This is a genomic window from Micromonospora sp. LOL_025, from assembly GCF_048060285.1.
Classification (GTDB): Bacteria; Actinomycetota; Actinomycetes; order Mycobacteriales; family Micromonosporaceae; genus Micromonospora.
The window spans coordinates 45,115-71,661 of sequence record NZ_JBHMIR010000020.1 but is presented as its reverse complement, the minus strand read 5'-3'; the positions used below and the strand labels follow the sequence as shown (position 1 = coordinate 71,661).

Sequence of the window (26,547 nt, the reverse complement as noted above, 5' to 3'; positions counted from 1 at the left end):
AGTCAGCGCAGCGGGGTGTGGGCGGGGTCGACGCGCTCGGCGGGCGGGGGCGGCGGGGTGCCGTCGCCGAAGGGACGGCCGCCGAGGGCCTCCCGGCCGTGCGGGGTCAGCCAGTTCGCCAGGTCGGGGCCGAGCGGCACGATCCCGGTCGGGTTGATGTCGCGGTGCACCTCGTAGTAGTGCCGCCTGATGTGGTCGAAGTCGACCGTGTCGCCGAAGCCCGGCGTCTGGAACAGGTCCCGGGCGTACGCCCAGAGCACCGGCATCTCGGTCAGCTTGCTCCGGTTGCACTTGAAGTGCCCGTGGTAGACCGGGTCGAAGCGGACCAGCGTGGTGAACAGCCGCACGTCCGCCTCGGTGATGGTGTCCCCGACGAGGTAACGCCGTCCGGCCAGCCGCTCGCCCAGCCAGTCCAGCCGGTCGAACAGCCGGTGGTACGCCTTCTCGTACGCCGCCTGGTCGCCCGCGAAACCGCACCGGTAGACGCCGTTGTTGACGTCCCGGAACAGCAGCGCGCTCACCTCGTCGATCTCGTCGCGCAGCCGCTCCGGATAGAGGTCGGGCGCCCCGTCGCGGTGGTACGCCGTCCACTCGGTGGAGAGGTCGAGGCTCATCCGCCCGAAGTCGTTGGTGACCACCTGACCGGACGGCACGTCCACGATCGCCGGCACGGTGATGCCCCGCTCGTAGCCGGGGAAGCGGGCGAAGTACGCCTCGGCCAGCCGCTCGATGCCGAGCACCGGGTCGCGCCCGCCCGGGTCGAGGTCGAACGTCCAGCTCCGCTTGTCGTGGGTCGGGCCGGCCACCGCCATCGAGATCGCGTCCTCCAGCCCGAGCAGCCGCCGGACGATGATCAGCCGGTTCGCCCAGGGGCAGGCGCGGCTGACCGCCAGTCGGTACCGGCCGGGCTCCACCGGCCAGCCGTCGCGGCCGTCGGCGGTGATCCGGGTGGCGATGTAGCGCTGGTCCCGGGTGAACTCGCGGCCCGGCTCGACGTACCTGCCGCCCGTGCGCATCAGCACCTCGTCGCCGCCGCCGGCGGTGCCGCCCGCGTGTGCCGCCGCGCCGCCGCCCGCCGCGCCGCCTCCGGTCGTGCCGCCTTCGGTCGTGCCGCCCATGCCCGCCCCTCCGCCGTCGCCCGTCGCTCGTCCCATCATGGCGGCTGCGCCGCCCTCGGGCGCGCCGAGTGCCGACTCCGCCGCCCAGGCTCGGCCCCGGCCGGCGGATAGGCTGCCGCGATGATCGATGTGGAGGCGGCGGCCCGGCGCTTTATCGCCGACGTGTGGAACGCCCGGCGGGAGGAGTCCGCGTACGAACTGGTCGGGCCGGATTGCCCGGGGCTCGGCGGGGCCGGCCCGGAGGCGACGCTGGCGTGGCACCGGGAACGCCGCGCGGCCTTCCCCGACCTGCGCTACAAGATCGTGGACGTGGTGGCCGCCGGGGACCGGGTGGCGGTGCACTGGCGGGCCGCCGGGACCCAGGCCGGGCCGTTCGGCCCGGTGCCGCCGACCGGGCAGGTGGTCAGCTACTCGGGGGCGAGCTTCCTGCGCTTCGACGACGCGGGCCAGATCATCGACGTGTGGAGCTGCAACGAGCTCTTCCAGCTCCTCCAGCAGCTCGGCGTCGAGATGCTCCCGCCCACGGCGGGCGGGATCAGCGGGACCGGGGCGTGATCCTGGCGAGCGGGATGTCGATCTCCCACGGCTCCGGGACGAGGATGCCGTCGGTCATCCGGGCCTGCTCGACGTAGACCCGCTTGGCCGGGTCGAGCTTGTGGGCGTGCACGACGATCCCCGACTCGGTCTCGATCCGCCAGAAGTAGGGGATGTCCGCCTCGGCGTAGAGCGCGGGCTTGAGCACCCGGTCGATGCTCCGCGATCCCTCGGAGACGATCTCGACCACCAGCATCACCTCGTGGGGCCGGTAGTGCGAGGGGTTGCGCGAGGCCGCGTCCAGCTCCGTGACCAGCACGTCGGGGATGAAGGCCCGGGTGCGGGAGAGCCGCACCTCGACGCCCTGCGTGACGTCCAGGTCGAGCGGGCAGGTCTCGTCGAGCGCGGCCATGAGGCGACCGGCGATGGACTGGTGGAGTCGCGTGGGGGAGGGCGACACGATGAGGTTTCCGTCCAGGAGTTCGGGGCGGCGGCCGTCGTCGGGCAGGCGGTCGAGGTCGTCGACCGTCCACCCGCCCGGCGGCGGATGGTCGCCCTGCAGCGCGGCGGTCATGGCGGGCCCTTTCCGGTGCGTCGTTCTCCCCGCCTCACGGTACCGCCGGCAGACCCCGGGTGGTGGTCGCGCGCGCCGCGGCCACAGGGCAGGATGGTCGGCATGACCGACCGCAGCGAGCGCAGCGAGCCGGGCGGCGCCGGCGCAGACCGTGGCCTGCCGGGCGCGGGCCTGGTGAAGGGGCTCGCGGTCACGTTGAAGACGATGACCCGCCGCTCGACCACCCAGCAGTACCCGGACGTCGCCCCCGAGCTGCCGCCCCGCTCGCGCGGGGTGATCGCGCTGCTGGAGGAGAACTGCACGGTCTGCATGCTCTGCGCCCGGGAGTGTCCGGACTGGTGCATCTACATCGACTCGCACAAGGAGGAGGTGGCGGTGCCCGGCGCCGCCCGCCCCCGCCAGCGCAACGTGCTCGACAAGTTCGACATCGACTTCTCGCTCTGCATGTACTGCGGCATCTGCGTGGAGGTCTGCCCCTTCGACGCCCTCTACTGGTCGCCGGAGTTCGAATACTCCGAGTACGACATCAAGGACCTGCTGCACGACAAGGAGCACCTCGGGCAGTGGATGGGCACCGTGCCGCCGCCGCCCGCGCACGATCCGAACGGTGAGCCGGCGAAGGAGGAGACCGCCGCCGCGCGCAAGGCCGCGGTCCCGGCCGCGTCCGCCGCCCGTCCCGCCGCCTCGCCCGTACGCCCCGAGCCCGAGGCCGGCGCATGACCGGTGCGGACGTGCTGCTGCTCGCCCTCGGCGCGCTGGCGGTCGGTTCGGGGGTGCTGGTGGTGGCCACCCGGCACCTGGTCCGGGCCGGCCTCTACCTGGTGCTCTGCCTCGGCGCGCTGGCCGGGATGTACCTGGTGCTCACCGCCGAGCTGGTGGCCTGGGTGCAGGTGCTGATCTACGTCGGCGCGGTGGTGGTGCTGCTGCTCTTCGCGGTGATGCTCACCCGCGCCCCGATCGGCGCCTCCGACGACCTGGACCGGCCCGGCTGGGCGGCGGCGCTGGTCGGTGGCGGCACCGGGCTCGGGCTGGCCGCCCTGCTGGTCGACGCGTACCGGTGGACGGCCGTGGAGCTGCCCGACGCGGGCACCGCCGAACGCCTGGGCGACCAGATCTTCCGCAGCTGGGTGCTGCCCTTCGAGGTGCTCTCGGTGCTGCTGCTCTCCGCCCTGGTCGGCGCCATCGTGATCTCCCGCCCCGACATCGGCCGGCCGAGGACCGGTGGGTCGGGCACCGACCGGTCCCGCACCGGCGGACCGGGCGCCGGACGGTCGGGCGCGGCCGTCGTCGACGGAGGTCCGAACGACGACGGCGGGCGGTCGCGGTGAGACCCGTCATCCCGTACGTCACCGCCGCGCTGCTGTTCGGCCTCGGCGTCTACGGCGTGCTGCGCCGGCGCAACGCGGTGCTGGTGCTGATGGCCGTCGAGCTGATGCTCAACGCGGTCAACCTGATCCTGGTCACCGCCGACACCACCGTGCGCGCGCAACTGCCGCACGGCGGGCAGGTCTTCGCGCTCTTCGTGATCGTGCTGGCCGCCGCCGAGATCGGGGTGGGCCTGGCGATCGTGCTCCAGCTCTACCGGCTGCGGACCACCGTCGCCGTCGACGAGGTGCCGCTGACCGAGCGCCCGGAGGGGGAACGGTGAGCACGACCACCCTGCTCGGCGCGCTGCTGCCGGCCGTACCGCTGGTGGCGGGTCTGGCCGGCCTGCTGCTGCCGCCGGCCCCGCGCGACGCCGACGGGGTCCGGACCGGGGAGGACCGGGCCCGGCGGGTGGCGATCTGGCTCGGCGTGGCCGGTGCGGCCGGTGCGCTGGCGCTCGCCGTCGCCCTGCTGGTCACCCTCGACCGGCCCGCCGAGGCGTCCACCACCTGGGTGGACCTGGGTGGGCTGACCGTGAGCCTCGGGGTGCGGCTGGACTCCGCCGCCGCCCTGGTCGCCGTCGCGGTCGCCGCGGTGGCCCTGGCCGTGCAGGTCTACTCGGTCGGCTACCTGCGCCGGGGCCCGCACGACGACGTCGACACCGACCACCGCTACCCCCCGTACGCGGCGCAGATCAGCCTCTTCACCGCCGCCATGCTGCTGGTGGTGGTCGCCGGCGACCTGATCCTGCTGCTGGTCGGCTGGGAGGTGATGGGCATCTGCTCCTACCTGCTCATCGCCCACGACCGACGGCTGCCGGAGGCGCCGGCCGCCGCGATGAAGGCGTTCCTGGTGACCCGGGTCGGCGACGTCGGCTTCCTGCTCGGCATCGCGCTCCTCGGCGTCTCGGCCGGCAGCTTCCGGATCGCCGACGTGCTCGCCCACGACCACGCCGCCGGCACGCTGACCGCCGCCTGCCTGCTGCTGCTGGCCGGGGTGGCCGGCAAGAGCGCCCAGTTCCCGCTGCACACCTGGCTGCCGGACGCGATGGCCGGCCCGACGCCGATCTCGGCGCTGATCCACGCCGCCACCATGGTCGCCGCCGGCGTGTACGCGGTGACCCGGCTCTACCCGCTGTTCGGGGCGACCCCGGTGGCGCTGGCCGTGCTCGGCGTGATGGCCTCGGTCACCCTGCTGCTCGGCGCGTTCGCCGCCACCGCCCAGGACGACCTCAAGCGCGTGCTGGCCTGGTCGACGGTCTCGCAGATCGGCTACATGACGGGCGCGCTCGCGGTCGGCTCGCCGCCGGCCGCGCTGTTCCACCTGCTCACCCACGCCGCCTTCAAGGCGCTGCTCTTCCTCGCCGCCGGCGCGGTGATCCACGCGGTCGGCACCACACTGATGTCGCGGATGGGCGGGCTGCGCCGGGGCATGCCGGTCACCTTCTGGTGCACGGTGGTCGGGCTGGGCGCCCTGGCGGGGGTGCCGCCGCTGTCGGGCTTCTGGAGCAAGGACGGCGTACTCACCGTCGCCGGGGACGCCGCCCTGCACGGGACCGGTCCGGCCCCGTCCTGGGTCGGCTGGCTGGTCTGGCTGGCCGGGCTGGTCGGGGTCGCGGTCACCGCCTGGTACGCCACCCGCCTGCTGCTGCGCACCTTCCTCGGCGAGGCGCGGATGCCGCTGGCCCACCCGCACGACCCGCCCGCCGTGATGCGCTGGCCGCTGCTGCTGCTCGCCGTGCCGGCCGCCCTGCTCGGCCTCGCCGGTTTCGTCCAGGCCTTCGCCCGCCGGCTGCTGCTGACGCCCACCTCCGGTGCGCCGGCCGGGGAGCACCTGCTGATCCACGTGGGCCCGGAACTGCTGCTGCCGCTGGCGTTGCTGGCCGCCGGGGCGGGGCTCGCCTGGCTCCGCTGGCGGCGGGAGCCGGCCGCCGACCCGGCGACCGCGCTGGGTCCGCTGCGGCCGGTCTTCGCCGCCGCGTTCCGGCTCGACGACGCCCAGCGTGCCCTGGTCGTACGCCCGACGAAGGCGCTGGCGCGCGCGACGCGTACCGCCGACGAGGTGGTGGTGGACGGCGCGGTCGAGGGCAGCGGCCGGGCCGCGCTCGGCCTCGGCGGCGGCCTGGCGGCGCTGCACCGCGCGGCGCTGCCGCGCGCGGCGGTCGGCGTGCTGGCCGGGGCGCTGCTGATCGGCCTGGCGGCCGTCGTGATCGGAGTTTCCGCATGACCACGGGGGAGTTCCTGCTGGTGGCGGTGCTGGCGCTGCCGGCGCTCGGCGCGCTGGCGGTGGCGGCGACGCCCCGGGACCGCGCGGCCCGGGCGGTCGGCACTGCCGTCGCCGCGCTGACCCTGCTGGCCGCCGCGCTGCTCTTCCTCGGCGACCGCGGCTGGACCACCTACGCGGCCGACGCCCCCGCCGTGCGCCCGTGGCACCGGCTCGACCTGCCCTGGGTGCCCGGCCTCGACCTGCGCTTCCACCTCGGGGTGGACGGCATCTCCTGGCCGCTGGTCGTGCTCACCGCCCTGCTCACCCTGCTCTGCTGCGCCTACACCCTGTGGAAGGTGCCCGACGGCGGCAGCGGGCGGGCGCTGGTGGCCCTGCTGCTGGTCGTCGAGGTCGGCATCCTCGGCACCTTCCTCGCCCTCGACCTCGTGCTCTTCTTCGTCTTCTTCGAGGTCGTCCTGCTCCCCATGTACGCGATCATCGCCGGCTGGGGCGGCGCGGACCGGCGGCGGGCGGCCCGCAAGTTCGCCCTCTACACGCTGCTCGGCTCGGTGCTGCTGCTGGTCGGCGTCTACGTGGTGGTGGCCGCCGCCGGGACGGCCGACGTGGTGGCGCTCACCGGCGGGACCGGGCTGTCCCGGGGCACCCAGCTCGCGGCGTTCACGCTGCTCGCGCTGGCCTTCGCGGTGAAGAGCCCGCTCTGGCCGCTGCACTCCTGGCTGCCCGACGCGCACACGCAGGCGCCCACCGTCGGCAGCGTGGTCCTCGCCGGCGTGCTGCTCAAGATGGGCACGTACGGGCTGATCCGGATCGCGGTCGGGGTGGCCCCGGAGGGCGCCCGCTGGGCCGCCCCGGTGCTCGGCGTGCTGGCGGTGGCGGCCATCCTGATCGGGTCGCTGGTCTGCCTCGCGCAGCGCGAGCTGAAGCGGCTGATCGCGTACTCCAGCGTCGGGCACATGGGCTTCGTGCTGCTCGGGGTCGCCACGCTCACCACCACCGGCATCCAGGCGGCCCTGATCGGCAACGTCGCGCACGGGGTGATCACCGGCCTGCTCTTCTTCCTCGCCGGCGCGATCAAGGACCGTACGCACACCGGGTCGCTGGACGAGCTGTCCGGGCTGCGGGAGACCGCCCCCCGACTCGCCGGACTGCTCGGCTTCGCCGCCGTCGCCTCGCTCGGCCTGCCCGGGCTGGCCGGCTTCTGGGGCGAGGCGTTCGCCGTGGTCGCCGCCGTCGAGGTGGGCGGGGCGCTCTGGACCACCCTGGGCGTGCTGGCGGCGATCGGCGGGGCGCTCACCGCCGCGTACCTGCTGCGGCTGCTGCGCCGGGTGACGCACGGGCGGCCCAGCCCGGCGGTCGGGCGGCTCACCCCGGGCCTGGCCGGCGCGGAACTGGTCGCGTGGGCGCCGCTGGTGCTGCTCGCCCTCGCGGTCGGCCTGGCCCCGACCCTGGTGCTCGGCGTCGCCGAGGCCCCCGTCGACGCCCTCGTGGAGGTGCTGCGGTGAGCGAACCGGGCCGGCGGTACGGACGTGCGGGGGTGCCGGCATGAGCATGAGCGTGGTGCAGAGCGTCGACAACGTGGCGCTGCTCCCGGCGTACCTGGCCGCCGGCACGGCCGTGCTGGTGCTGCTCGCCGACCTGCTGGTGGCCCGTGCCCGGGTCACGCTGGCGACGGCCGCCGTGGGCGCGACGGCCACGGCGCTGGGCGCGGCCCTGGTCGGCGCCGGGAACGAGCGCCGGACGTTCTGCGTGGGCCCCGACTGCTCGTACGTCTTCGGCGGCCGGGCCGCCCTGGTCGCCGTCGTCGTCGCGCTGCTGACCCTCGGCGTGCTCGCGCTGTCCGGCCCACTGCTGCGGGCGGGGCAGTCGCCGGCGGGGGAGTACTGCTTCCTGCTCGCCTGCTCGATGACGGGCGGCGTGGTGCTCGGCGCGGCCGGCGACCTGATCACCCTGATCGTGGCGCTGGAGACGCTCACCCTCCCGCTGTACGTCCTCGTCGGGCTGCGCCGGGACAGCCTGACCAGCGCCGAGGCGGCCGTCACCTTCTTCGTGGTCAGCGTGGTCGCCACCACGCTGACGCTGCTCGGTGCGGCGCTGCTCTACGCGGCCACCGGCGGGCTGCACCTGGGCCGGATCGGCGCGATCCTCGCCGACCGGCCGGACCTGCTGGACCTGCCGCTCACCACGGCCGCCGTGGCGCTGGTGGTGCTGGGGCTGGCGTTCAAGGTGGCGGCGGTGCCGTTCCACGCCTGGGCGCCGGCCGCCTACGACGGCGCGCCGCTGCCGGTGGCGGCGTACCTCTCCACCGCCTCCAAGCTGGGCGGCGTGGTGGCCCTGCTCGCCGTGGTGCAGTACGCGCTGCCGGCCGACGTGACCGGTCCGGTGCTCGCCCTGCTCGCGGCGCTGACGATGACCGTCGGCAACCTGGTGGCGCTGCGCCAGCGGCGTACGGTCCGGCTGCTCGCCTGGTCCTCGGTCGCCCAGGCCGGCTACATCCTCGCCCCGCTCGGCGCGCTGGCGCTGGCCTCGGGGCGCACCGCCGACGCCCGCACCGCCGCGTACGCGGCCGCCGTCGCGTACGCCGTCTTCTTCGTGGTGCTGGAGCTGGCGGCCTTCGCAGCCGTGGTGGCGTTGCGCCCGGCGGGCGCGGACGGCGGCACCGTCGACGACCTGCGCGGGGCGGCCCGGCGACACCCGTGGCGGGCTGCGGCGCTCGGGCTGGCGCTGATCGGGCTCGCCGGCCTGCCGCCGGGCCTGGCCGGCCTCTTCGCGAAGGTGACCGTGGTCCGTTCGCTGCTGGACGGCGGCGCGGGCTGGCTCGCCGTGGTGGTGGCCGTGAACGCGGTGATCGGCCTCGCCTACTACCTGCGCCTCACCGCCGCCCTGTGGGCCGCACCGGCCGACGGACGGGCCGTTCCGGTGGGCGGGGTCGCCGCGCCGGACGGCGGGTCCGGCGGCGCCCCGGCCGTGGTCCCCGTGCGGGCCCGGACGGTCGGCGTGGTGCTGGCCGTGGCGACGGCGGCGGCGCTGGTGCTCGGCTTCGCCCCGCAGCTCGTGCTCGACGTCGCCGCCCGCTGACGCGGCGGTTCCGCCGGGGCGGTGCTTCCCACTTTCCGGGGCGGTAGGCCCGACGGGCACTTCGGACATCCCAGGCAACTCACAGTCATGAGACGGATGGTTGGCGGGTACCGGGTTGTTGAACCGGTCAGCGGATCCCGCGCGATCCGTGCTGCACCGAAGGAGTGATCGTGCACCACAACCGTCTGAAGACCGCCGCGCTGCTCGGCCTGCTCACCTCGCTGATCCTGGCGGTGGGCTACTGGTTCGGCGGCAGTGGCGGCCTGGTCATCGCCGTCGTCGTCTCACTGGTCATGAACGGCGTCACCTACTTCTACTCCGACAAGCTCGCCCTGCGCTCGATGCGGGCGCAACCGGTCAGCGAGGCAGAGTTCCCCGAGCTGTACCGGATGGTCCGCGAGCTGGCCACCGAGGCCGGGCAGCCCATGCCGCGCCTCTACGTGAGCCCGACGTCGCAGCCCAACGCGTTCGCCACCGGGCGGAACCCGCAGCACGCGGCCGTCTGCGTCACCCAGGGGATCACCGAGATCCTCGACTACCGCGAGCTGCGGGGCGTGATCGGACACGAGCTGTCGCACGTCTACAACCGCGACATCCTCATCTCCAGCGTGGCGGCCGGTCTGGCCGGCATCATCACCATGCTGGCGAACATCGCCTGGTTCATCCCGCTGGGCGGGGGCGACGACGAGGACTCCCCGAACCCGGCCGTGCTGCTGCTCACCATCATCCTGGGGCCGATCGCGGCCACCGTCATCCAGCTGGCGATCAGCCGCAGCCGGGAGTTCCAGGCGGACGCCTCCGGCGCCCGGCTCACGAAGGACCCGCTGGCCCTGGCCAGCGCCCTGAAGAAGATCCACCTGGGTGCCCAGCGCCGGCCGCTGCCGGCCCAGGGGCAGCTCACCAGCACCGCCCACCTGATGATCGCCAACCCGTTCAAGGGCGGCGGCGTGGCGGCGCTCTTCTCCACCCATCCCAAGATGGAGGAGCGGGTCGCGCGGCTGGAGCGGATGGCCGCCAACAGCGGCCCCGTGCAGTTCCAGCGCTGAGGCGCTGATCACCTTTCCGCCCGTGTCCGGTCCGCCGGACACGGGCGGAACGCCGTGTGAGCGCGTTAACCGTTCCTTCCACGCCTCCGGCGGCGTTAGGGTCGAAAGGTTCCCCGCTCGTTACATCCCCTGGAGGTCGATCGTGGCCGCACTGCGCCAGTACCTGGGCGTCTGGCGGATCCCCGGAGCGCCGATGCTGCTGCTCACCGGCATCATCGGCAGGCTCGGGATCGGCATGACGCCGCTGGCGCTGCTGCTGGTCGTCGAGCAGGTCACCGGCCGCTACTCGCTGGCGGCCGTCGCCGGGGGCATCTACGCCCTCTCCGGTGCCGCGCTCAGCCCCGTGGCCGGCCGGATCGCCGACCGGATCGGCCCCACCCCGGTGCTCGTCGGCACCGCCGTCGCCCACCCGTTCGCCCTGCTCGGCCTGCTCTGGTCCGCCCGCTCCGACGCCGGCAGCCTGGCGCTGGTCTTCGTGGCCTCCGGGGTCGCCGGCGCCACCTACCCGCCGCTGACCGCCGCGATCCGGGGCGCCTGGAACGAGCTGACCTCGCCGTCGTCCGGCCGGTGGCACCTGCGCAACACCGCCCTCGCCGCCGAGACCACGCTCTTCGAGATCGTCTTCGTGCTCGGTCCGCTGCTGGTCGCCGGCTTCATCCTGTTCGCCGACGCCGGGGCCGCCCTGGTCGGTTCGGCCGTGGTGACCCTGGTCGGCACCATGGCGGTGGCCCTCGGCCGGGTCATGCGCGGCTGGCGACCGCACCCGCGCGAGCACCAGACCAGGGGGCTCGGCCCGCTGCGCGTGCCCGGCTTCCCGGCGCTGCTGCTCTGCGTCGCCAGCCTGGGCATCGCCTTCGGCGCGGCCGGCGTGACCGTGCCGGCGTTCGCCACCGCCTACACCGCCGACGACCCCGACAGCCTCGCCGGGGTGCTGCTGGCCGTCTGGGGCGTCGGCAGCGCCGTGGGCGGTTTCTGGTTCGGTGTCCGCAAGCCGGCCCGGAACATGACCCGGCAGTTCTCGCTGCTGCTGGGCGCGGTGGCCGCCAGCTTCGCCGTCTTCGCGGTGATGCCCACCCCCGTGGCGCTGGGCACCGCCCTGGTGATCGGGGGCGCCACGATCGCGCCCGCACTCACCCTGGAGAACACCCTGGTCGGGCGGATCTCCCCGACCAGCATGCTGAACGAGGCGTACACCTGGGTGGTGACCATGTCGGTGGGGGCCAGCGCCGCCGGCGGCGCGGTGGCCGGCCTGATCGTCGACCACGCCGGCGGCGTGCCCTGGGCGTTCGTCTTCGCCGGGGCCGCGGTCGCCGTCGGGGCCGGGGTCGCGGCCCTGCCCGCCGGGCCCATCGCCCGCGCGGAGGCCACGGCGGTACGCACCGAAGAGCTGCTGCCGGCCTGAGGCCCCGGATTCCCGCCGCCTTGGCGGGGTACCACCCGGTCATGTTCGTCTTCTTCTCGAACCGGGTGGGCTGCCTCGGCTCGCTGCTCATCAGCGCGATCCTGACGGTGGTGCTGCTGCTCGTCTTCTCCCGCTGACCCGGCGGGATCCTCTCTGGGCCGGGAGTCGGGCCGATCAGGCCTCGGCGTCGATCGCGGTGCCCCGCTCGTCCGGTCGGCCCTGTCGCGGCAGGGCCGACCGGGAACCCGTCAGCGGTAGTTGGTGAACTGGAGGGCGACGCCGAAGTCCTCGCCCTTGAGTAGCGCGATGACGGCCTGGAGGTCGTCCCTCTTCTTGCCGGTGACCCGAAGCTGGTCGCCCTGGATCTGGGCCTGGACGCCCTTCGGGCCCTCGTCGCGGATCTTCTTGCTGATCGCCTTGGCCTTGTCCGAGTCGATGCCCTGGATCACCTTGCAGTCGATCTTGAAGATCTTGCCCGACGACCGGGGGTCGCCGGCGTCCAGCGACTTCAGCGAGATGTTCCGCTTGATGACCTTCTCCTTGAAGACCTCCAGCGCCGCCCGCACCCGCTCCTCGGTCTCCGCCTGGAGGCTGATGGCCTCCTCGCCCGACCAGGAGATCTCGGCGCCGGTGCCCCGGAAGTCGAACCGCGTCGCGAGCTCCTTCTCCGCCTGGCGGAGAGCGTTGTCGACCTCCTGGCGGTCGACCTTGCTCACGATGTCGAACGACGGGTTCGCTGCCATGCTCATGCTCCTGCTGTCCGGCGGTCTGTGGTCCTTCGTCCCCCGCTGACCAGCGGTACGACCCCCTGACGGTACCCGGTTGCGCCGATGCCGGGGGCAGCCGCTATCCTTGCTTCCGCTGCCGCGTTACGACGCGGTGGGGTGCCCTGGCGGGTTGCCCGAGCGGCCAATGGGAGCGGACTGTAAATCCGTCGCGAAAGCTACAGAGGTTCGAATCCTCTACCCGCCACCAGGTGCACGAACGGCCCCGCGAGCTGCGGAAACGCGCTCACGGGGCCGTTCTCGTTCAGTCCAGCAGAGTCCAGCTCGATCCGGCGCTAGACCGGCGTCTGCGGGAACATGGCGGGAACGCTTGATCTTGTGGCGGCCGTAGGATGGCAAAGGGCCTGCCAGGACATGGAGAGTGCTAGCGCGTCAGCAGACAGAGGTACCGATGCACCGTCGAACCGTGATCATCGGAACGATGGCCATGTTGGCCACAACAGCCGTCGGGTGCGGTCAAGCCGTCGACCGCGGCGACGCCACCCTGCCAAGGGTCGAGTTTCCGGTTCAGGAGCGTCTCCCTGGCCCGGAGTTAGTCGGCACGCTGCTCGACGGGTCGCGCTTCGATTGGGCACCCCTGAGAGGGAACGTTGTCGTTGCCAACTTCTGGGCCTCGTGGTGCGCGCCGTGCCGGGCTGAGACTGACGACTTGGAAGCGGTGTACCGGGCCACTCGCGAGGCTGGAGTGGCGTTCCTTGGGATCAACACCCGTGACGGCAAGGACGCCGCGAGCGCGTTTGCCCAGGGAAGGGTGACCTATCCCAGCTTGTTCGATCCACCTGGTCGGGTGGCGCTGCAATTCCGTGATCTACCGCCCAACACGATCCCCGCAACCGTGATCCTCGATCGCAAAGGGCGTATCGCCGTGGTGATTCGCAGAGCCGTTGTCCAGTCGGAGCTGGAACAAGTCGTGGCGCAGCTCGCCACCGAGCGCAACTAACGCTGCCACCCCGTCTACCGCCGACCCCATACCGCGGAGCGGGCCAGGCTCGGCGTCCTGCGATCACGAGAAGATCGAATATCGGTGGGGTCGCCTGGTGCTCGCCGGGACGGCTCCGCGCGCCGGGTCGCACTGGACCGATGACGGCGGATCGCACGAGCGACGCGGCCTCAAGCACCGGGGCCGGCAGGAAACCCGCACGGTCCCGATCCCGCCTCGGCTCGTCGAACTGCTGTGCGCGCACGTCGAGAATCACGGCGTCGGGCCGGATGGTCGGTTCTTCCGTGGCCTGCACGGCGGGCCGCTCTCCGAGTCGGTGTACGACCGGTGGTGGAAGCTCGCCCGCGAGAAGGCACTGACTGAATCGCAGGTCGCTCCGCCCCTCGTACGCCGTCCCTACGACCTGCGGCACGCGGCGGCCTCGCTCTGGCTGAATGCCGGCGTCCCGCCGACCGAGGTCGCCCGACGCCTGGGCCACGGCGTCGCCGTCCTGCTCCGCGTGTACGCCGACTGCATCGACGGGGGAGACGACACCATGAACGACAAGATCGGCGACGCGCTCGGATGAGTAGAAGCTAGGACTTTCAACCCAGCGGTGGACACGTAGAGTAGCTGAACCTGCGCGACTGTGGGTGTCGTGCTAGCGCTCCGTAGTTACAAACCGAGGTTCCAAATGTAAGTTTGGGGCCAGGTGCTTTAGATCTGCCTCGGATGCAGAGCTAGACTTTGAATTACAGCGCTGGAATTAAAGTTTTCAGAGGATGGCTTACAAACCGTGGATCTTGAGGCGTTCGCTTCGTCTCCCGCTGGTGTCCTGGTGCCGATCAACGGACATGACGCTCGGTACGACGAGCCCTACGATCACAAGGCGTTCCTGCCGAACCCCTTGCCCAGCCGGGTTGACCTTCAGCAGGAGACGTTCCGAGACCTGACTATGGCGACGGCTGCGGTCGCGAGGCTTGATCAGGCGGCGATCCGGCTTCCCAATCCCATGCTCCTGGCCAGGCCAGCGATCCGGCGCGAGGCTGTCAGCACCTCCGCCCTTGAGGGCACGTACGCCGCTTTGGATGACGTGCTTGAGGCTGACTTCCTGGAGGCGGGTGAGGTCTCAGCGCCAGTCGCTGAGGTCGTGAACTACGTCCGCGCCGCAGAGATGGCGTATGAGTGGATCAAGGAACGGCCGATCACCATCGGCATGCTTCGGCAGCTTCAGAAGGTTCTCGTGAGGGGAACCCGCGGCGACACGGCCGACGCTGGCGATGTTAGGAGCATCCAGGTCTTCATCGGTCTCAGCGCCGGTCGGGTCAAGGAGGCTCGTTTTGTCCCTCCGCCGCCGGGGGACCAGCTGACGGCGGGTTTTGAGGCGTGGGAGGCCTGGATCAACGCCAAGGACGACTTCCCGCTGATCGTGAAGATGGCGCTCGGCCACTACCAGTTTGAGACGTTACATCCGTTCAATGACGGAAACGGTCGGCTTGGGCGACTGGTCTGCGTGCTTCAGTTGGCCGCAGAGGGTGAGCTGCGAGTGCCCGTTCTGAACATCTCGCCATGGCTTGAGGTGCGGCGGCGTGAGTATCAGGACCATCTCCTGCGCATCAGCATGACGGGCAGCTTCGATCCATGGATCCGATTCTTCTCAGAGGCGGTACGAGCGCAGGCCGTTCTGGCCGTTGAGCGCATCGATGCCCTTCTCGATTGGAAGGAGCATGCGCTTGAGCGACTCAGGGAGGCGAATGTACGTGGAGTGGCCGCCCGGATCGTGGAAGATCTGATCGGCTACCCGATGATCACCCCGACGACTGCCTCCCAGATGTACGGCGTCTCCTATCCAGCCGTGAACACCGCCATCCGTCGGCTGGAAGGCCTGGGGATCCTGCAGGAGCGGACTGGGCGACGTTACGCTCGCGTCTTCGCCGCTAAGGACGTACTCCGCATCATCGATGCTCGATAGACACCGGAACGTGTGGCCGCGGCCAAGGGGCGACTGACGGAACGGGAACCCGTGGGCGTGGGCAGATGGTGGGCGGTAGACCGGACGGCCCCCGCTTGAGGGACTGAAACACCAGGTCACGGGTGTAGGCGCTGCCATGATCGCGGGTGCCCTGTAAATCCGTTGCGAAAGCTACAGAGGTTCGAATCCTCTACCCGCCACCAGGAGCACCAACGGCCCCTGACCAGCAGGAATGCTGATCGGGGGCCGTTGTCGTCTGCCCGGCCGAGTCCGGCTCAGTCCAGCGGATCATGACTGGTTGTGGACGGTCGATCTTGCCGCTGAGGGCTCCTGTGGCAACGCCGTCAAGGCGCGATTGACGCACACCCAACGCCCGGCTATGGCCGTTCCGCGGTCGAATGGCCAGGTTGCTCCGGCTGGCGGTCGCCGCCTCCACGTTGCGCCGCAGGCGGTCGGCCGCACCGGCGAGGGTGGCATTTCCGGTGGCGGAGAGGCGGTAGTAGCGGCGCAGGCGGCCGCCGACGACCTCCGCTCGGTCGACCTCGATGAGGCCCGCCTCCGCCAACCGATCAGGCGCGCCGTACAAGGTGCCAGGCCGCATGGACAGCCGGCCCTCGGACACGGTAGCCGCTGTCCTGATGATCCCGTAGCCGTGCGGCGGTGGGCCGGCGAGAGCGGCCAGGATCCAGAAGGTCGGTTCCCGCAGCGGTGTGTCCACGACTCGGAATGTATCGGCTACGAAGGCGCCCGCCGCCCGGCCCATCACCCCGCGTGCCTTGGGAGGACTGGCGTGAGGGAGCTGGAACGCCGTTACCGGCAACTGCTGCGGGCGTACCCCGCCGGCTACCGCCGGGCACGGGCGGCGAGATCGTGGGTACGTACCTCGACCTGGCCGGACCCGACCGCCGCTGGCCATCGATCCTCGACGTGGTGGACGTCCTGGCTGGGGGTGGCCATGAGCGCCTGCGCGCTGCCGGCGTTGCCGACCTCATCCCCGGCGTACGCCTCGCCGCTGTTCTGAGCTACCTCACCGCGATCGCTCTCGCTGGCTTCTGGGCCGCCGCCGACCGCCGTCGCCGTCTTCATCACGGGCGCGACGCCTCTGGCTGCGGCGCTCGCGATCCGCGCACGTTCCCGCGCGACGGCCGATACTCCGGCGGTACCGGTGCACGAGCGGTGCTCAGCCTGCGGCAGATAGCAGCCCACGAGGGCTCACCTGCTGCCGTCCCGTTGCTCCAATGGAGGTCAAGGACTGATCGCGGCGGGGGCTACTTCACCGTACGCATCGGCTGGCCGGTCAAGATGCTGTGGCCGACGGTCACCAAGATCATGACGCCGAGCACTGCGAAGGCCACGCCAATCACCCGTTCCAGCAGGACGAAGCGGGCAAGACGCTCCTCGTGCGGGACTTCTGGTAGCCACCGCCAAGGGGGAACCCGCCGCAGCGCACTCGCGGTGGACATCGACCGCCGCACGTGCCACTCCGTCACGCCGCGGAAGTTGGTGGCCAGGGCGACGCCTACGAGGCTCACCGCCGGGCCCGTGACGACTGCCGCCAGGACACGCCACGTCTCCATCCGGCCCCCCTCCGCTGTGGTTGTCGGATCTCAGTCGGCGGGAAGCACCGCGGGACCCTGATCCTCGCTGGGCTCCACCGTGCCGGAGCGCCCCCGGTCCCGCTGCCATCCGTACGCCATCGCGGCCTTCGAGACCCGGTCTCCTCAGTCGATCGAGCCTGGACCCGCTTCATGAAGGGTCCGCATCGCCCGGAATGGTGGGCCTGACAACGCCGGCATCGGCTGCCTTCGCCGCCGATGCCGGCGGCGGTGCCGTGCCGTGCCGCACCGCAGCGTCGCGCCGGACCGCCGGCCCCGGGTCGGCAGCGGCCCACGAGGCGTACGGCCGCGAGTTCGACCGGAGGATGAGCCGCTCGTCGGGGCGCGGTCGCCACCGGCGTCGGACCCGGCGTCGGCGCGGGCTCGCGGAGAAGCTCTGTCGGTCCGTCGTCTCAACCCTGGCGTGCTGGCGCAGAACGAGTATGGTGGTCGATGTCCGGTCGAACCTCCTCCTGCGCAGGGGGTCACCCACGGTGAAGGTGGGTACGCCCGGACTCCCGGACCTTCCCCCAATTGCGTGGAAGGTCGCAATCCGCAATGTGCGAAGTGCACGGTGCCCACTCAGCCCCCGTGATCAGGGCTCGGTCGGGGCGGCCCCTGGGCCGAACGGCGGAACGTCGCCGACGCTCGGTCCGGCGGTACGCGCACCGCTTTTCTGGGTACCTGCCTTGTGGCACGATCGTGGAACCTCCACCATCCCCGTGACACTTCCCCGACAGGAGCAAACATGTCTGGTCGAAGGCTGGGCCGGCTGCTTGGCTCGCTTTTCGCACTCGCCGCTCTCGCGAGCGTCGCCCTGGGCGGTGACCTCTTGGACACCGGAGACCTCCAGACCGCCGACGTCATCTGGAACATGCCCGCGCCTCGCTGACCAACCACCGCTCGATGACGTGAACCGGCGGGCCGGTAAGGGGGCACGGCATGGCGGGTCGTGGCCGCACCGGCCCCCGCTCGACTGAATACGCATGGCTGATCACCGGGCCGTTGGCCCTGATCGCCATCGTCTGCACGACGGCGGTCGGGCTGGTGGCGCCACAGCCGTTCGGGGAGTGGTCGCTCGCGGTGCCACTCTTCGTGGCCATGGTGGGTGCCGGGCTCCCGGTGCTGAACTTCACCGTCCGGCGGCAGTCCCTCGGCGTGACCCTGACCGAGATTCCACTGGTCCTGGCGTTCTACCTCGTCGAGCCACTCACGGTCGTCGTGATCTACACGGTCGCGTCGGCCGTGACCCACATCCGGCACCGGTTCGGCGCCACGAAGTTCTGGTTCAACGTGGCCCGGGCGGCCGCGGGCTCGTCGCTGGCCGTGCTCGTGCTCCAGGCGCTGCCGCCCGTCCACGGCGTCGGGCCGGGCACCTGGCTGAAGCTGTTCTTCGCGGCCAGCATGGTGAACCTGCTGAGCATCGTCTCGGTCGCCGGCGTGCACACGCTGTTGCAGGGCTGGCAGGCGGGCCGGGGCACGCTGCGGCAGTCGCCGCCCGCGCTCCTGGCGGCGATGATCAATATCGCCAGCGGCATGATCGTCCTCATTCTCATCGCCACCACCTGGTGGTCGCTGCTGCTGCTGGGGGCCCTGCTCGTCGCGCTGGCGCTCGTCTACCGGGCGTACGCGCAGTTCTTCCGGCAGCACCGCACCCTCACCGACATGTACGAGCTGAGCCGCGCGGTCAGCGAGAGCGGCGAGTACGGCACCCTGCCCGACGCCCTCCTGGGCCGCGTGCGGGCGCTCATGCAGGCGGAGTACGCCACGCTCTGGCTGCCCGCGCAGGGCAGGCACCCCGAGGTGCTGCTGACCGCGCGCAACGACGCCCCCGGTCTGCTCGACTTCGCCAAGACCCCGGCCGCCCTGCGGGAACGGGCCCGGGACGAGGGCCGCACCGTGGCCGTCGGCCGGGGACTGACGACCGACGGTGACCTGCGCGCCCCGCTCTCGACGCACCGGGTCAAGGACGTGATCGTCCTGCCACTGCGGTCCGGTCAGGCGGTCATCGGGACGCTGGAGGTGGCCAACCGGCTGGGGGACAGCAACTACTTCGTCCGTACCGACGTGCCTCTCTTCGAGACGGTGGCGGCGCACGCGGCGGTGGCGTTGGAGAACTCGCGGCTGGTCGACCGGCTCCGGCACGACGCCAGCCACGACGCGCTGACCAGGCTGCCCAACCGGCGGCGGATCACGGGCGCGTTGGAGGAGGCCGTCAAGATCCGGGCGCCCGGCGAGGTGGTGGCCCTGCTGCTGTTCGACGTCGACCGGCTGCGCCAGGTCAACGAGTCGCTCGGGCACGCCGCCGGCGACAAGGTCCTGGTGGAGGTCGCGAACCGGCTGCGTTCCTGCGTACCCTCGTCGGCCCTGGTCGGGCGGGCCGGTGGGGACGAGTTCCTGGTGACGCTGCGCCTGGAGAGTGCCGAAACGGCGATGGAGTTGGCCGCGCAGCTGCGCGAGCAGATCCGCGACGAGATGGTCTTCGACGCGCTCACCCTCGACGTGGACACGGCGGTCGGGGTCGCCGTGTATCCCGACCACGGCAGCGACGCGGTCTCCCTGTTGCAGCGGGTTGACCTGGCGGCGACGGCGGCCAAGTCCGTGCCGGGCAGCGTGCAGCTGTTCAGCCCGACGCTGGAGTCGCGGTCGCTGCGCAGGCTCGGCCTCGCCGGCGACCTGCGCCGCGCGCTGGACGCCGACGAGCTGGAGGTCTACTTCCAGCCCAAGGTGACGCTGCGCGACCGCCGGCTGGTCGGCGTGGAGTGCCTGGCCCGCTGGGAGCACCCGGCGCACGGCACGGTCGCCCCGGAGGACTTCGTCGCGGTGGCCGAGCACACCGGCCAGCTCGGCCGGTTCACCGAGTTCGTGCTCCGCGAGGGGCTGCGGCGCAGCCGGGACTGGACGCACGCCGGCCAGCCGCTCGCCGTCGCGGTCAACCTCTCCGCGCGTACGCTCACCGACCAGCACTTCCCGGCCCGCGTCAAGGAGCTGCTCGACGAGTACGGCGTGCCGGCGCAACTGCTCACGCTGGAGATCAAGGAGGCCGGGGTGCTGGACGGCACCGACCGGCCCATCCCGACCCTGCGGCGACTGCGGGACCTCGGCGTACGGCTGTCGGTGGACGACTTCGGCACCGGCGACTCGTCCCTGGCCCACCTGCGCCGCCTGCCGGTGCACGAGGTGAAGGTCGACCGCTCCTTCGTGCAGGGCATGGCGACGGACCCGGGCGACCTGGCGATCGTCAACGCGGTCGTCACGCTCTCCCAGCAGTTCGGCCTGGCCGTGGTCGCCGAGGGCGTGGAGAGCGAGCTGACCCTGGAGCTGCTCCAGGACATCGGCTGCGAGATCGGCCAGGGCTTCCTGTTCAGCCGCCCGCTGCCGTACGAGCGGCTGGAGGCCTGGTTCGGCGCCCAGGTGGACCCGGAGACGATCTCCCCGGGGGAGCTGCCCCGGCTGCGGGCCGTGCCCTGACCTGCGGAAACGCCCCTGTGGGGGATCCGATTTCATCTCCGCCGCAGGGCCGTGTAATGTATCCCCTGCGCGTCACCCCCCGGGGAGATCGCGCAGGCCCCCTTAGCTCAGTCGGCAGAGCGTCTCCATGGTAAGGAGAAGGTCTACGGTTCGATTCCGTAAGGGGGCTCAGAGGGTCCGGCTGGACCCGCCACGGCGGTGTAGCTCAGATGGTAGAGCAAGCGGCTCATAATCGCTGTGTCGCCGGTTCAAGTCCGGCCACCGCTACTCTCGTCCACCGGGCCAGCTCCCGGCGGTCGGTGGGATGGGCGCCACTGGCGCCCACTTTGCATGTCCGCGCCGTCAGCGCGTAGGCTGATGCGCCGTAGTTGTTACCCGTAGCGAGGAAGGCACTCCGCCGTGGCGAAGGCGACCGATGTCCGGCCGAAGATCACTTTGGCGTGTGTGGAGTGCAAGGAGCGCAACTACATCACGCGCAAGAACCGTCGTAACGACCCCGACCGCATCGAGCTGAAGAAGTTCTGCCCGCGGGACGGCAAGCACACGGTCCACCGCGAGACCCGCTGACCCACGGCCGGCACCGCCGGCTCGGTCCTCAGGCACTTCCCGATCGCCGGTCCGTAGGGGCGGCGCGGCTCCGGCCGCCGCCGACCGTACGGATCGGCGATCGGCGTTTGCGTGTAGGTTCGCGGCATGTCCCTGGACCCGTCCTTCGTCGGCCGGACGTATCCGCCGACCGCCCCCTACCAGGTGGGCCGAGAAAAGATCCGCGAGTTCGCCACGGCGATCGGCGCCGCCGATCCGGCCCACCACGACCCGGAGGCCGCCCGTGCGCTCGGCCACCCGGACGTGGTCGCCCCGCCGACCTTCCCCATCGTGCTCACGATGGCGGCCAACCAGCAGATCATCGACGACCCGGCCCTAGGCGTCGACTACAGCCGCGTCGTCCACGGCGACCAGCGCTTCGCCTACACCCGGCCGGTGGTGGCGGGGGACGAGCTGGTCTGCGTCAGCGTCATCGACGACGTCAGCAGCCGTGGCGGGCACGGCTTCCTGACCACCCGCACCGAGGTGGCCACCCCGGCCGGCGAGCCGGTCGTGACCGTCTGGTCGAAGCTCGTCGTACGCGGGGAGGGCTGAGATGGAGCTGCCAGCCAGGACGTTCCGGGTGACGCGCGCGGACCTGGTCCGCTACGCCGGCGCCTCGGGGGACTTCAACCCGATCCACTGGAACGACCGGACCGCCACGAAGGTGGGTCTGCCGGGCGTGATCGCCCACGGCATGTTCACCATGGCGCTGGTCGGTCGCGCGGTGGCGGAGTGGGCCGGGGCGCCCGACGCGATCGTCGACTACAACGTCCGCTTCACCCGGCCGGTGGTCGTCCCGGACGACGACGAGGGCACCGAGATCGAGGTCACGGCCGTGGTCCGGGAGGTCACCGAGGACGGGCTGACCAGGCTCGACGTGACCGCCGTCTGCCGGGGCGAGAAGGTGCTCTCGCAGGCGCGGGCGACCGTCCGGACGGCCCGCTGACCAGGCTCCCGACGCGCGAGGGGCAGACCGGTTGGGAAAGTGGTGCCGCTACCCGTACACTGGTCCGCCGTGGGGCAAGTAACCCCTGCACGGTCGTGCATGACCGGGTGGGGCGAGCATTGCCGCACAGGGGTGTAGCTCAATTGGCAGAGCAGCGGTCTCCAAAACCGCAGGCTGCAGGTTCAAGTCCTGTCACCCCTGCGCCTCAGGCCTGACCGTTCCCGTGGGTCGCGCCGCCGTACGGCGGCGTCCGGCCCGTGGTGGTGGCATCGGCGGGGTGGCTCCGAGGCATTCGGGCCCTCCCGGCTGATCCGCCGGCCGCGGCCCGTCGCGGGACGGTTGGTCCGGCCGGCGTGACCAAGCGCCGCGCACGCCCGACAGCGTGCGACCCGACATCCCGCGACGGAGGGCGAAGTGGCCGACAAGAAGCGGCGCGGCGAGGACGCCGGCGACGACCGTCTGCACGACGAGGTCGTCGACGACGTGGCCGACGACGACGCCACCGACGCCGAGGAGCCGGTATCCCGCGGCGGCACCGCGACGCGCTCGCGGGCGAAGGCGGATTCGGCGGACAGCCGACCGAAGACCAAGGCGGAAACCGATCGGGTGGGCCTGTTCGGCCGCATCGCCCGATTCATCCGCGAGGTCGTGGCCGAACTGCGTAAGGTCATCTGGCCGACCCGCAAGGAGCTGCTGACCTACACGGCCGTGGTGGTCGCCTTCGTCGCGGTGATGCTGACGATCGTGGCCGGCCTTGACTTCGCCTTCGCGAAGGGCGTGCTGTGGGTCTTCGGCAACCCCAGCTGACCGGCCGACTGAGCCGATAGTGACGGAAGTGAGCGAGCGTGCCTGAGTACGACGAGACCGCCGAGACCACGGACGAGCAGTCCACGGTGGCGACGGCGGCTGGTGACGAGTCGGTCGAGGCCGCCAGCGAGCCGGAGTTCCCCACCACCGAGCCCGCGCCGGACGAGGACTACGACCCGGTCGCCGAGCTGCGGCAGAAGCTGCGCTACGCGCCGGGCGACTGGTACGTGGTGCACTCGTACGCCGGCTACGAGAACAAGGTCAAGACCAACCTCGAGACCCGGATCACGAGCCTCGACATGGAGGACTACATCTACCAGGTCGAGGTGCCGACCCGGGAAGAGGTGGAGGTCAAGAACGGGAAACGGTCGCAGATCCAGGCCAAGGTCTTCCCGGGCTACATCCTGGTCCGGATGGAGCTGACCGCCGAGTCCTACTCCTGCGTGCGCAACACGCCGGGCGTCACCGGCTTCGTGGGCGCGACGGACCGGGCCGACCGCCCGGCCCCGCTCTCCCTCGACGAGGTGCTGAAGTGGCTGGCGCCGGCCGTCGAGACCGAGCAGAAGAAGGCCAAGCCCGAGATCAAGGTCCTCGACTTCGAGGTCGGCGACTCGGTCACCGTCACCGACGGCGCCTTCGCCTCGCTGCCGGCGACGATCAGTGAGATCAACGCCGACCAGCAGAAGCTCAAGGTGCTGGTGTCGATCTTCGGTCGCGAGACGCCGGTGGAGCTGAACTTCAACCAGGTCGCCAAGATCTGACGTCGGGAGCGCCGGCGGTGGGCCGCGGCCCGCCGCCGGCGTACCTGTTCCGCCCCCCCGCCCGACCTCGGCGCAGGCGGCGGCGGGACGCTGCGCTATTCTAGAACGTCGCCGCTGTCGCATCGCGCTGACCGTGCGCGCCTGCGGCCGGCACCTTTCCCAGTTTCAAGCCCCAGGAAGAGACATGCCTCCGAAGAAGAAGCTCGTCAAGACTTTCACGCTTCAGCTGCCGGCGGGCCAGGCCACTCCGGCGCCGCCGGTCGGCCCCGCGCTCGGCCAGCACGGCGTGAACATCATGGAGTTCTGCAAGTCCTACAACGCGCAGACCGAGTCCCAGCGGGGCGACATCGTCCCCGCCGAGATCAGCGTCTACGAGGACCGGAGCTTCACCTTCGTGCTGAAGACCCCGCCCGCCGCCCGGCTGCTGATCAAGGCCGCCGGCGTGCAGAAGGGCTCGGGCGTCCCGCACAAGGAGAAGGTCGGCTCCGTCAGCCGCGCCCAGGTGCGTGAGATCGCCGAGAAGAAGATGGCCGACCTCAACGCCAACGACATCGACCAGGCTGAGAAGATCATCGCCGGCACCGCCCGGTCGATGGGCCTCAACGTCACCGACTGACCTCGGCCACCGCCAGATCCAGTTCGTGGGAGGGCGCGCGGGAATCGCGGCCCGCCATAGACCACAGGAGTACGCAGAAAATGCAGCGCAGCAAGAGCTACCGCAAGGCCGCCGAGGTCATCGACCGGTCGAAGCTCTACACCCCCGCCGAGGCCGTGAAGCTGGCCAAGGACACGACCACCGCCAAGTTCGACGCCACGGTCGAGGTCGCCATGCGCCTCGGCGTCGACCCCCGCAAGGCGGACCAGATGGTCCGTGGCGTGGTCAACCTGCCGCACGGCACCGGTAAGACCGCCCGCGTGATCGTCTTCGCCGCCGGCGCGAAGGCCGAGGAGGCCGCCGCCGCCGGTGCGGACGAGGTGGGCACCGACGAGCTGGTCGCCCGGATCCAGGGCGGTTGGCTCGACTTCGACGCGGCGATCGCCACGCCGGACCAGATGGCCAAGATCGGCCGGATCGCGCGGATCCTGGGCCCGCGCGGTCTCATGCCGAACCCGAAGACCGGCACGGTGACCATGGACGTCACCAAGGCCGTCTCGGACATCAAGGGCGGTAAGATCACCTTCCGGGTGGACAAGCACTCCAACCTGCACCTGATCATCGGCAAGGCCTCGTTCTCCGAGACCCAGCTGATCGACAACTACGCGGCGGTCCTCGACGAGGTCCTGCGGGCCAAGCCGTCCGCCGCGAAGGGCAAGTACCTCAAGAAGGTCACCCTGACCACCACCATGGGCCCGGGCGTCCCGGTCGACCCCAACGTGGTGAAGAACCTGCAGGAGGCCTCGGCCGAGGGCTGAGCATCCGTACCCGTGACGGGGCGTCGCCACATCGTGGCGGCGCCCCGTTCCGCGTCGGTTGTGGCATGCTCGGCCGGTGCGCCTGGAGAACGTCTGGCTGCGCTACCGGAGGCGGGGCCCGTGGGTGCTGCGGGAAGCCGCGGTGCGGGTCGACCCCGGTGAGGTCGTGGTTGTCCTCGGCCGCAACGGCGTGGGCAAGTCGACCCTGCTCCAGGTGGCGGCCGGGGTGCTGCGGCCGAGCCGGGGGCGGGTCACCGGTCGACCCCGGCACGTCGGGTGGGTCCCGGAGCGCTTCCCGGCCGACCAGCCCTTCACCGTCGAGCACTACCTGACCGCCATGGGACGTGTCGCCGGCCTCGACCCGGCGGCCGTCGGCCACGCGGTCGACCACTGGACCTCCCGGCTGGGCCTGTCCGGGTTCCGCCGGGTCCGCCTGCCGGAGTTGTCCAAGGGCACCGCCCAGAAGGTCGGCCTGGCCCAGGCGATGCTGCGTCCGCCCGGCCTGCTGGTGCTCGACGAGCCGTGGGAGGGCCTCGACGCGGCGACCCGGGACCTCGTGCCCGAGGTGATCGACGAGGTGTCGGCGGCGGGCGGGTCGGTGCTGGTCAGCGACCACCGGGGCGAGATCGCCCGGTTGCCCGGCGCCCGCCGCTGGACGGTGGCGGACGGCACGGTCACCGAGGCCGCCCCGTCGGCGGACGCGGAGCTGGCGGTGGTCGAGGTCGCGGTCCCGGTGGCGCGGGTCGACGGCACCGTCGCCCGGCTGCGCGCCGAGGGGCACCGGATCCTTCGCGTACGCCGACCCGCCCGGCCCGGCGCGGTCGCCCCGGAGGGCGCCGAGGGGCCGCCGACGGGGACCGTGGACCCCGGCGCGCCGCCCGTCGCCCGGGCGCCGGAGGCCACGGGCGGGGCCACCGGGGGGCCGCGGTGACCGCACTGCTCCGGCTGCGGCTGGCGGGCTTCCTGCGTACGGGACGGGCGCTGGCCCCGCTGCTGGCCGGCCTGGTGGCACTCGGCGTCCTCTACGGCGGCGGCCGGGCGCAGCCGGGGGAGGCGTACGGCGTCTCGGCGGTGGTGCTCTTCCCGGTGCTCGCCTGGCAGACCAAGGTGCTGCTGGACGTCGAGCCGGACGTGCAGCGCCGGCTGGCCCAGGCGCTCGTCGGGGTGCGCCGGGAACGACTGGCCGGGCTGCTGGCGGCCGGCGTGGCCGGGCTCGGCACGGTGGCCGTCGCACTGGTCTTCCCGTGGCTGGTCGGCGGGGTCGCCGGCCCGGTCGAGCCGGGCGACCGGTCGGTGCCGGTGGGGATCGCCGTCGGGCTGTGGGCGCACCTGCTGGCCGTACCCGCGGCGGTGGCGCTCGGGGCGCTGGCCAGCCGCGCCTGCACGGGCAGCGCCGGCTACGGCGTCGCGGTGCTCGCGCTCGGCGGGGTCGGCGCGGTCGTCCTCGGCCTGAGCGGCTCGGTGGCGCCGTGGCTGGCGCCGCCGGTGATGGCGACCGCGCGGGCCGCCGCCGACGGCCTGGCCGCGTCGACGGTGGGCCTGCTCACCGCCTGGGCCGCGGCCTGGAGCGCGGCGGCGGTTGTGGCGTACCTGTGGCGGCGGCGCCACCGGCCCTGAGCCCGCGCCCGGCGTCAACCGCCGGCACTGCCGCGACCGCCGGGCACTGCCGCGACCGCAAGCACTGGCGCGAACCGCCGGGCACTGCCGCGAACCGCCGGGCACTGCCGCGACCGGCCAGGCACTGCCGCGACGTGCCGCGGCGCACAGACGGCCGGGTGCTCCGACGGTCGGAACGCTCCAGCGCCCGGTGTGGCGAGACCGGCGGCGTGCCGCGACCGCCGGTGCGGTCAGGGCCTTCCGGCTCCCCGGGCACGGGGGAGTGACCCGGCCCACCAGGGGGCGATTTGGTGGTCGCGGGGCGCCTCGCGTAACCTAGGCCGCGAAGTTCCA

29 protein-coding genes and 4 tRNA genes are annotated in these 26,547 nt (G+C 72.1%); 28 read left to right on the top strand and 5 right to left on the bottom strand.

Translation table 11 applies throughout. From position 1 onward, the window contains the following. Window positions 1–2: 2 nt before the first annotated feature. The gene (locus tag ACFHW0_RS22460; protein WP_416610595.1) at window positions 3–1,016 is read right to left on the bottom strand and encodes a glutathione S-transferase family protein; all 1,014 of its coding nucleotides are present in this window, start codon (window positions 1,014–1,016) and stop codon (window positions 3–5) included. Between the two features lie 222 nt (window positions 1,017–1,238). Between ACFHW0_RS22460 and ACFHW0_RS22455 the strand changes: the two genes are divergently transcribed. Continuing rightward, entirely contained in the window at window positions 1,239–1,673 is a 435-nt protein-coding gene (locus tag ACFHW0_RS22455; protein WP_416610514.1) for an ester cyclase, read from the top strand. On the opposite strand, the gene ACFHW0_RS22450 is transcribed toward ACFHW0_RS22455, so the two are convergent. Next, window positions 1,654–2,226 carry a Uma2 family endonuclease gene (locus tag ACFHW0_RS22450; RefSeq protein ID WP_416610512.1) on the bottom strand — a complete coding sequence of 191 codons (573 nt, stop codon included), beginning with the start codon at window positions 2,224–2,226 and terminating at the stop codon, window positions 1,654–1,656. The two genes, ACFHW0_RS22455 and ACFHW0_RS22450, sit on opposite strands and share 20 nt — an antisense overlap. Before the next feature lie 93 nt (window positions 2,227–2,319). Between ACFHW0_RS22450 and ACFHW0_RS22445 the strand changes: the two genes are divergently transcribed. From ACFHW0_RS22445 to ACFHW0_RS22410, 8 genes are all read left to right on the top strand, one after another. Beyond that, a complete protein-coding gene (locus tag ACFHW0_RS22445) occupies window positions 2,320–2,946 on the top strand; it encodes a NuoI/complex I 23 kDa subunit family protein (RefSeq protein WP_416610510.1) in 627 nt (208 codons plus the stop codon). Then, the gene (locus ACFHW0_RS22440; protein ID WP_416610508.1) at window positions 2,943–3,554 is read left to right on the top strand and encodes an NADH-quinone oxidoreductase subunit J; all 612 of its coding nucleotides are present in this window, start codon (window positions 2,943–2,945) and stop codon (window positions 3,552–3,554) included. Before ACFHW0_RS22445 ends, ACFHW0_RS22440 begins: the two co-directional genes overlap by 4 nt. Further along, complete coding sequence (nuoK, locus tag ACFHW0_RS22435) at window positions 3,551–3,874, top strand: NADH-quinone oxidoreductase subunit NuoK (RefSeq protein ID WP_121399908.1); 324 nt, start codon at window positions 3,551–3,553, stop codon at window positions 3,872–3,874. The genes ACFHW0_RS22440 and nuoK overlap by 4 nt, the downstream gene beginning before the upstream one ends. Further along, on the top strand, window positions 3,871–5,817 hold the full coding sequence (locus ACFHW0_RS22430; protein WP_416610506.1) for an NADH-quinone oxidoreductase subunit L: 1,947 nt from the start codon (window positions 3,871–3,873) through the stop codon (window positions 5,815–5,817). Before nuoK ends, ACFHW0_RS22430 begins: the two co-directional genes overlap by 4 nt. After that, window positions 5,814–7,319, top strand: a complete 1,506-nt coding sequence (locus tag ACFHW0_RS22425; protein ID WP_416610504.1) for a complex I subunit 4 family protein — start codon at window positions 5,814–5,816, stop codon at window positions 7,317–7,319. Before ACFHW0_RS22430 ends, ACFHW0_RS22425 begins: the two co-directional genes overlap by 4 nt. 46 nt (window positions 7,320–7,365) lie before the next feature. Then, window positions 7,366–8,892, top strand: a complete 1,527-nt coding sequence (locus tag ACFHW0_RS22420; protein ID WP_416610593.1) for an NADH-quinone oxidoreductase subunit N — start codon at window positions 7,366–7,368, stop codon at window positions 8,890–8,892. Between the two features lie 170 nt (window positions 8,893–9,062). Further along, complete coding sequence (gene htpX / locus ACFHW0_RS22415) at window positions 9,063–9,938, top strand: zinc metalloprotease HtpX (protein WP_416610502.1); 876 nt, start codon at window positions 9,063–9,065, stop codon at window positions 9,936–9,938. A gap of 142 nt (window positions 9,939–10,080) precedes the next feature. Further along, window positions 10,081–11,340, top strand: a complete 1,260-nt coding sequence (locus tag ACFHW0_RS22410; protein WP_416610499.1) for an MFS transporter — start codon at window positions 10,081–10,083, stop codon at window positions 11,338–11,340. 248 nt (window positions 11,341–11,588) lie between these two features. On the opposite strand, the gene ACFHW0_RS22405 is transcribed toward ACFHW0_RS22410, so the two are convergent. Beyond that, window positions 11,589–12,083, bottom strand: coding sequence for a YajQ family cyclic di-GMP-binding protein (locus tag ACFHW0_RS22405; RefSeq protein ID WP_089003198.1), 495 nt, complete (start codon window positions 12,081–12,083; stop codon window positions 11,589–11,591). A gap of 148 nt (window positions 12,084–12,231) precedes the next feature. Here ACFHW0_RS22405 and ACFHW0_RS22400 point away from each other — a divergent pair. From ACFHW0_RS22400 to ACFHW0_RS22385, 4 genes are all read left to right on the top strand, one after another. Continuing rightward, window positions 12,232–12,315, top strand: a tRNA-Tyr gene (locus tag ACFHW0_RS22400). Window positions 12,316–12,516: 201 nt separating this feature from the next. Next, window positions 12,517–13,065, top strand: a complete 549-nt coding sequence (locus tag ACFHW0_RS22395) for a TlpA family protein disulfide reductase (RefSeq protein ID WP_416610497.1) — start codon at window positions 12,517–12,519, stop codon at window positions 13,063–13,065. A 97-nt stretch (window positions 13,066–13,162) separates the two neighbouring features. After that, window positions 13,163–13,633, top strand: coding sequence for a tyrosine-type recombinase/integrase (locus tag ACFHW0_RS22390; protein ID WP_416610495.1), 471 nt, complete (start codon window positions 13,163–13,165; stop codon window positions 13,631–13,633). Between the two features lie 207 nt (window positions 13,634–13,840). Further along, entirely contained in the window at window positions 13,841–15,016 is a 1,176-nt protein-coding gene (locus tag ACFHW0_RS22385; RefSeq protein WP_416610493.1) for a Fic family protein, read from the top strand. A gap of 190 nt (window positions 15,017–15,206) precedes the next feature. Here ACFHW0_RS22385 and ACFHW0_RS22380 read toward each other — a convergent pair whose 3' ends face one another. After that, complete coding sequence (locus tag ACFHW0_RS22380; RefSeq protein WP_416610491.1) at window positions 15,207–15,734, bottom strand: PadR family transcriptional regulator; 528 nt, start codon at window positions 15,732–15,734, stop codon at window positions 15,207–15,209. A gap of 72 nt (window positions 15,735–15,806) precedes the next feature. Here ACFHW0_RS22380 and ACFHW0_RS22375 point away from each other — a divergent pair, with 72 nt between their 5' ends. Next, window positions 15,807–16,037 (top strand): hypothetical protein, encoded by a 231-nt coding sequence (locus ACFHW0_RS22375; RefSeq protein ID WP_416610489.1) that lies wholly within the window; start codon window positions 15,807–15,809, stop codon window positions 16,035–16,037. A 247-nt stretch (window positions 16,038–16,284) separates the two neighbouring features. Here ACFHW0_RS22375 and ACFHW0_RS22370 read toward each other — a convergent pair whose 3' ends face one another. Beyond that, a complete protein-coding gene (locus ACFHW0_RS22370; RefSeq protein ID WP_416610487.1) occupies window positions 16,285–16,593 on the bottom strand; it encodes a hypothetical protein in 309 nt (102 codons plus the stop codon). A gap of 766 nt (window positions 16,594–17,359) precedes the next feature. On the opposite strand from ACFHW0_RS22370, the gene ACFHW0_RS22365 reads away from it, so the two are divergent. The 14 genes from ACFHW0_RS22365 to ACFHW0_RS22300 all read left to right on the top strand — a co-directional run bounded on the left by ACFHW0_RS22365 (window position 17,360) and on the right by ACFHW0_RS22300 (window position 26,214). After that, complete coding sequence (locus ACFHW0_RS22365) at window positions 17,360–17,503, top strand: hypothetical protein (RefSeq protein WP_416610485.1); 144 nt, start codon at window positions 17,360–17,362, stop codon at window positions 17,501–17,503. Between the two features lie 50 nt (window positions 17,504–17,553). Next, on the top strand, window positions 17,554–20,082 hold the full coding sequence (locus ACFHW0_RS22360) for a putative bifunctional diguanylate cyclase/phosphodiesterase (RefSeq protein WP_416610483.1): 2,529 nt from the start codon (window positions 17,554–17,556) through the stop codon (window positions 20,080–20,082). A gap of 96 nt (window positions 20,083–20,178) precedes the next feature. Further along, window positions 20,179–20,251: transfer RNA gene (locus tag ACFHW0_RS22355), tRNA-Thr, on the top strand. A gap of 25 nt (window positions 20,252–20,276) precedes the next feature. Further along, a tRNA-Met gene (locus ACFHW0_RS22350) sits at window positions 20,277–20,349 on the top strand. Window positions 20,350–20,481: 132 nt separating this feature from the next. Beyond that, complete coding sequence (gene rpmG / locus ACFHW0_RS22345; protein WP_013288652.1) at window positions 20,482–20,649, top strand: 50S ribosomal protein L33; 168 nt, start codon at window positions 20,482–20,484, stop codon at window positions 20,647–20,649. 126 nt (window positions 20,650–20,775) lie between these two features. Next, window positions 20,776–21,222: a MaoC family dehydratase N-terminal domain-containing protein gene (locus ACFHW0_RS22340; RefSeq protein ID WP_121399901.1), complete on the top strand. Its 447-nt coding sequence runs from the start codon at window positions 20,776–20,778 to the stop codon at window positions 21,220–21,222. A gap of 1 nt (window position 21,223) precedes the next feature. After that, window positions 21,224–21,616 (top strand): MaoC family dehydratase, encoded by a 393-nt coding sequence (locus ACFHW0_RS22335; protein WP_132230891.1) that lies wholly within the window; start codon window positions 21,224–21,226, stop codon window positions 21,614–21,616. A 128-nt stretch (window positions 21,617–21,744) separates the two neighbouring features. Then, window positions 21,745–21,817 (top strand) — tRNA-Trp (locus tag ACFHW0_RS22330). A 213-nt stretch (window positions 21,818–22,030) separates the two neighbouring features. Then, the gene (gene secE, locus ACFHW0_RS22325) at window positions 22,031–22,423 is read left to right on the top strand and encodes a preprotein translocase subunit SecE (RefSeq protein ID WP_121399899.1); all 393 of its coding nucleotides are present in this window, start codon (window positions 22,031–22,033) and stop codon (window positions 22,421–22,423) included. A gap of 38 nt (window positions 22,424–22,461) precedes the next feature. Beyond that, complete coding sequence (gene nusG / locus ACFHW0_RS22320; protein ID WP_088998338.1) at window positions 22,462–23,184, top strand: transcription termination/antitermination protein NusG; 723 nt, start codon at window positions 22,462–22,464, stop codon at window positions 23,182–23,184. 184 nt (window positions 23,185–23,368) lie between these two features. After that, the gene (gene rplK / locus ACFHW0_RS22315) at window positions 23,369–23,800 is read left to right on the top strand and encodes a 50S ribosomal protein L11 (protein ID WP_121399898.1); all 432 of its coding nucleotides are present in this window, start codon (window positions 23,369–23,371) and stop codon (window positions 23,798–23,800) included. Window positions 23,801–23,880: 80 nt separating this feature from the next. Then, the gene (gene rplA, locus ACFHW0_RS22310) at window positions 23,881–24,597 is read left to right on the top strand and encodes a 50S ribosomal protein L1 (RefSeq protein WP_121399897.1); all 717 of its coding nucleotides are present in this window, start codon (window positions 23,881–23,883) and stop codon (window positions 24,595–24,597) included. Between the two features lie 76 nt (window positions 24,598–24,673). Further along, window positions 24,674–25,528, top strand: a complete 855-nt coding sequence (locus ACFHW0_RS22305) for an ATP-binding cassette domain-containing protein (RefSeq protein ID WP_416610478.1) — start codon at window positions 24,674–24,676, stop codon at window positions 25,526–25,528. Continuing rightward, window positions 25,525–26,214, top strand: a complete 690-nt coding sequence (locus tag ACFHW0_RS22300) for a hypothetical protein (RefSeq protein ID WP_416610476.1) — start codon at window positions 25,525–25,527, stop codon at window positions 26,212–26,214. Before ACFHW0_RS22305 ends, ACFHW0_RS22300 begins: the two co-directional genes overlap by 4 nt. Window positions 26,215–26,547 lie beyond the last annotated feature (333 nt).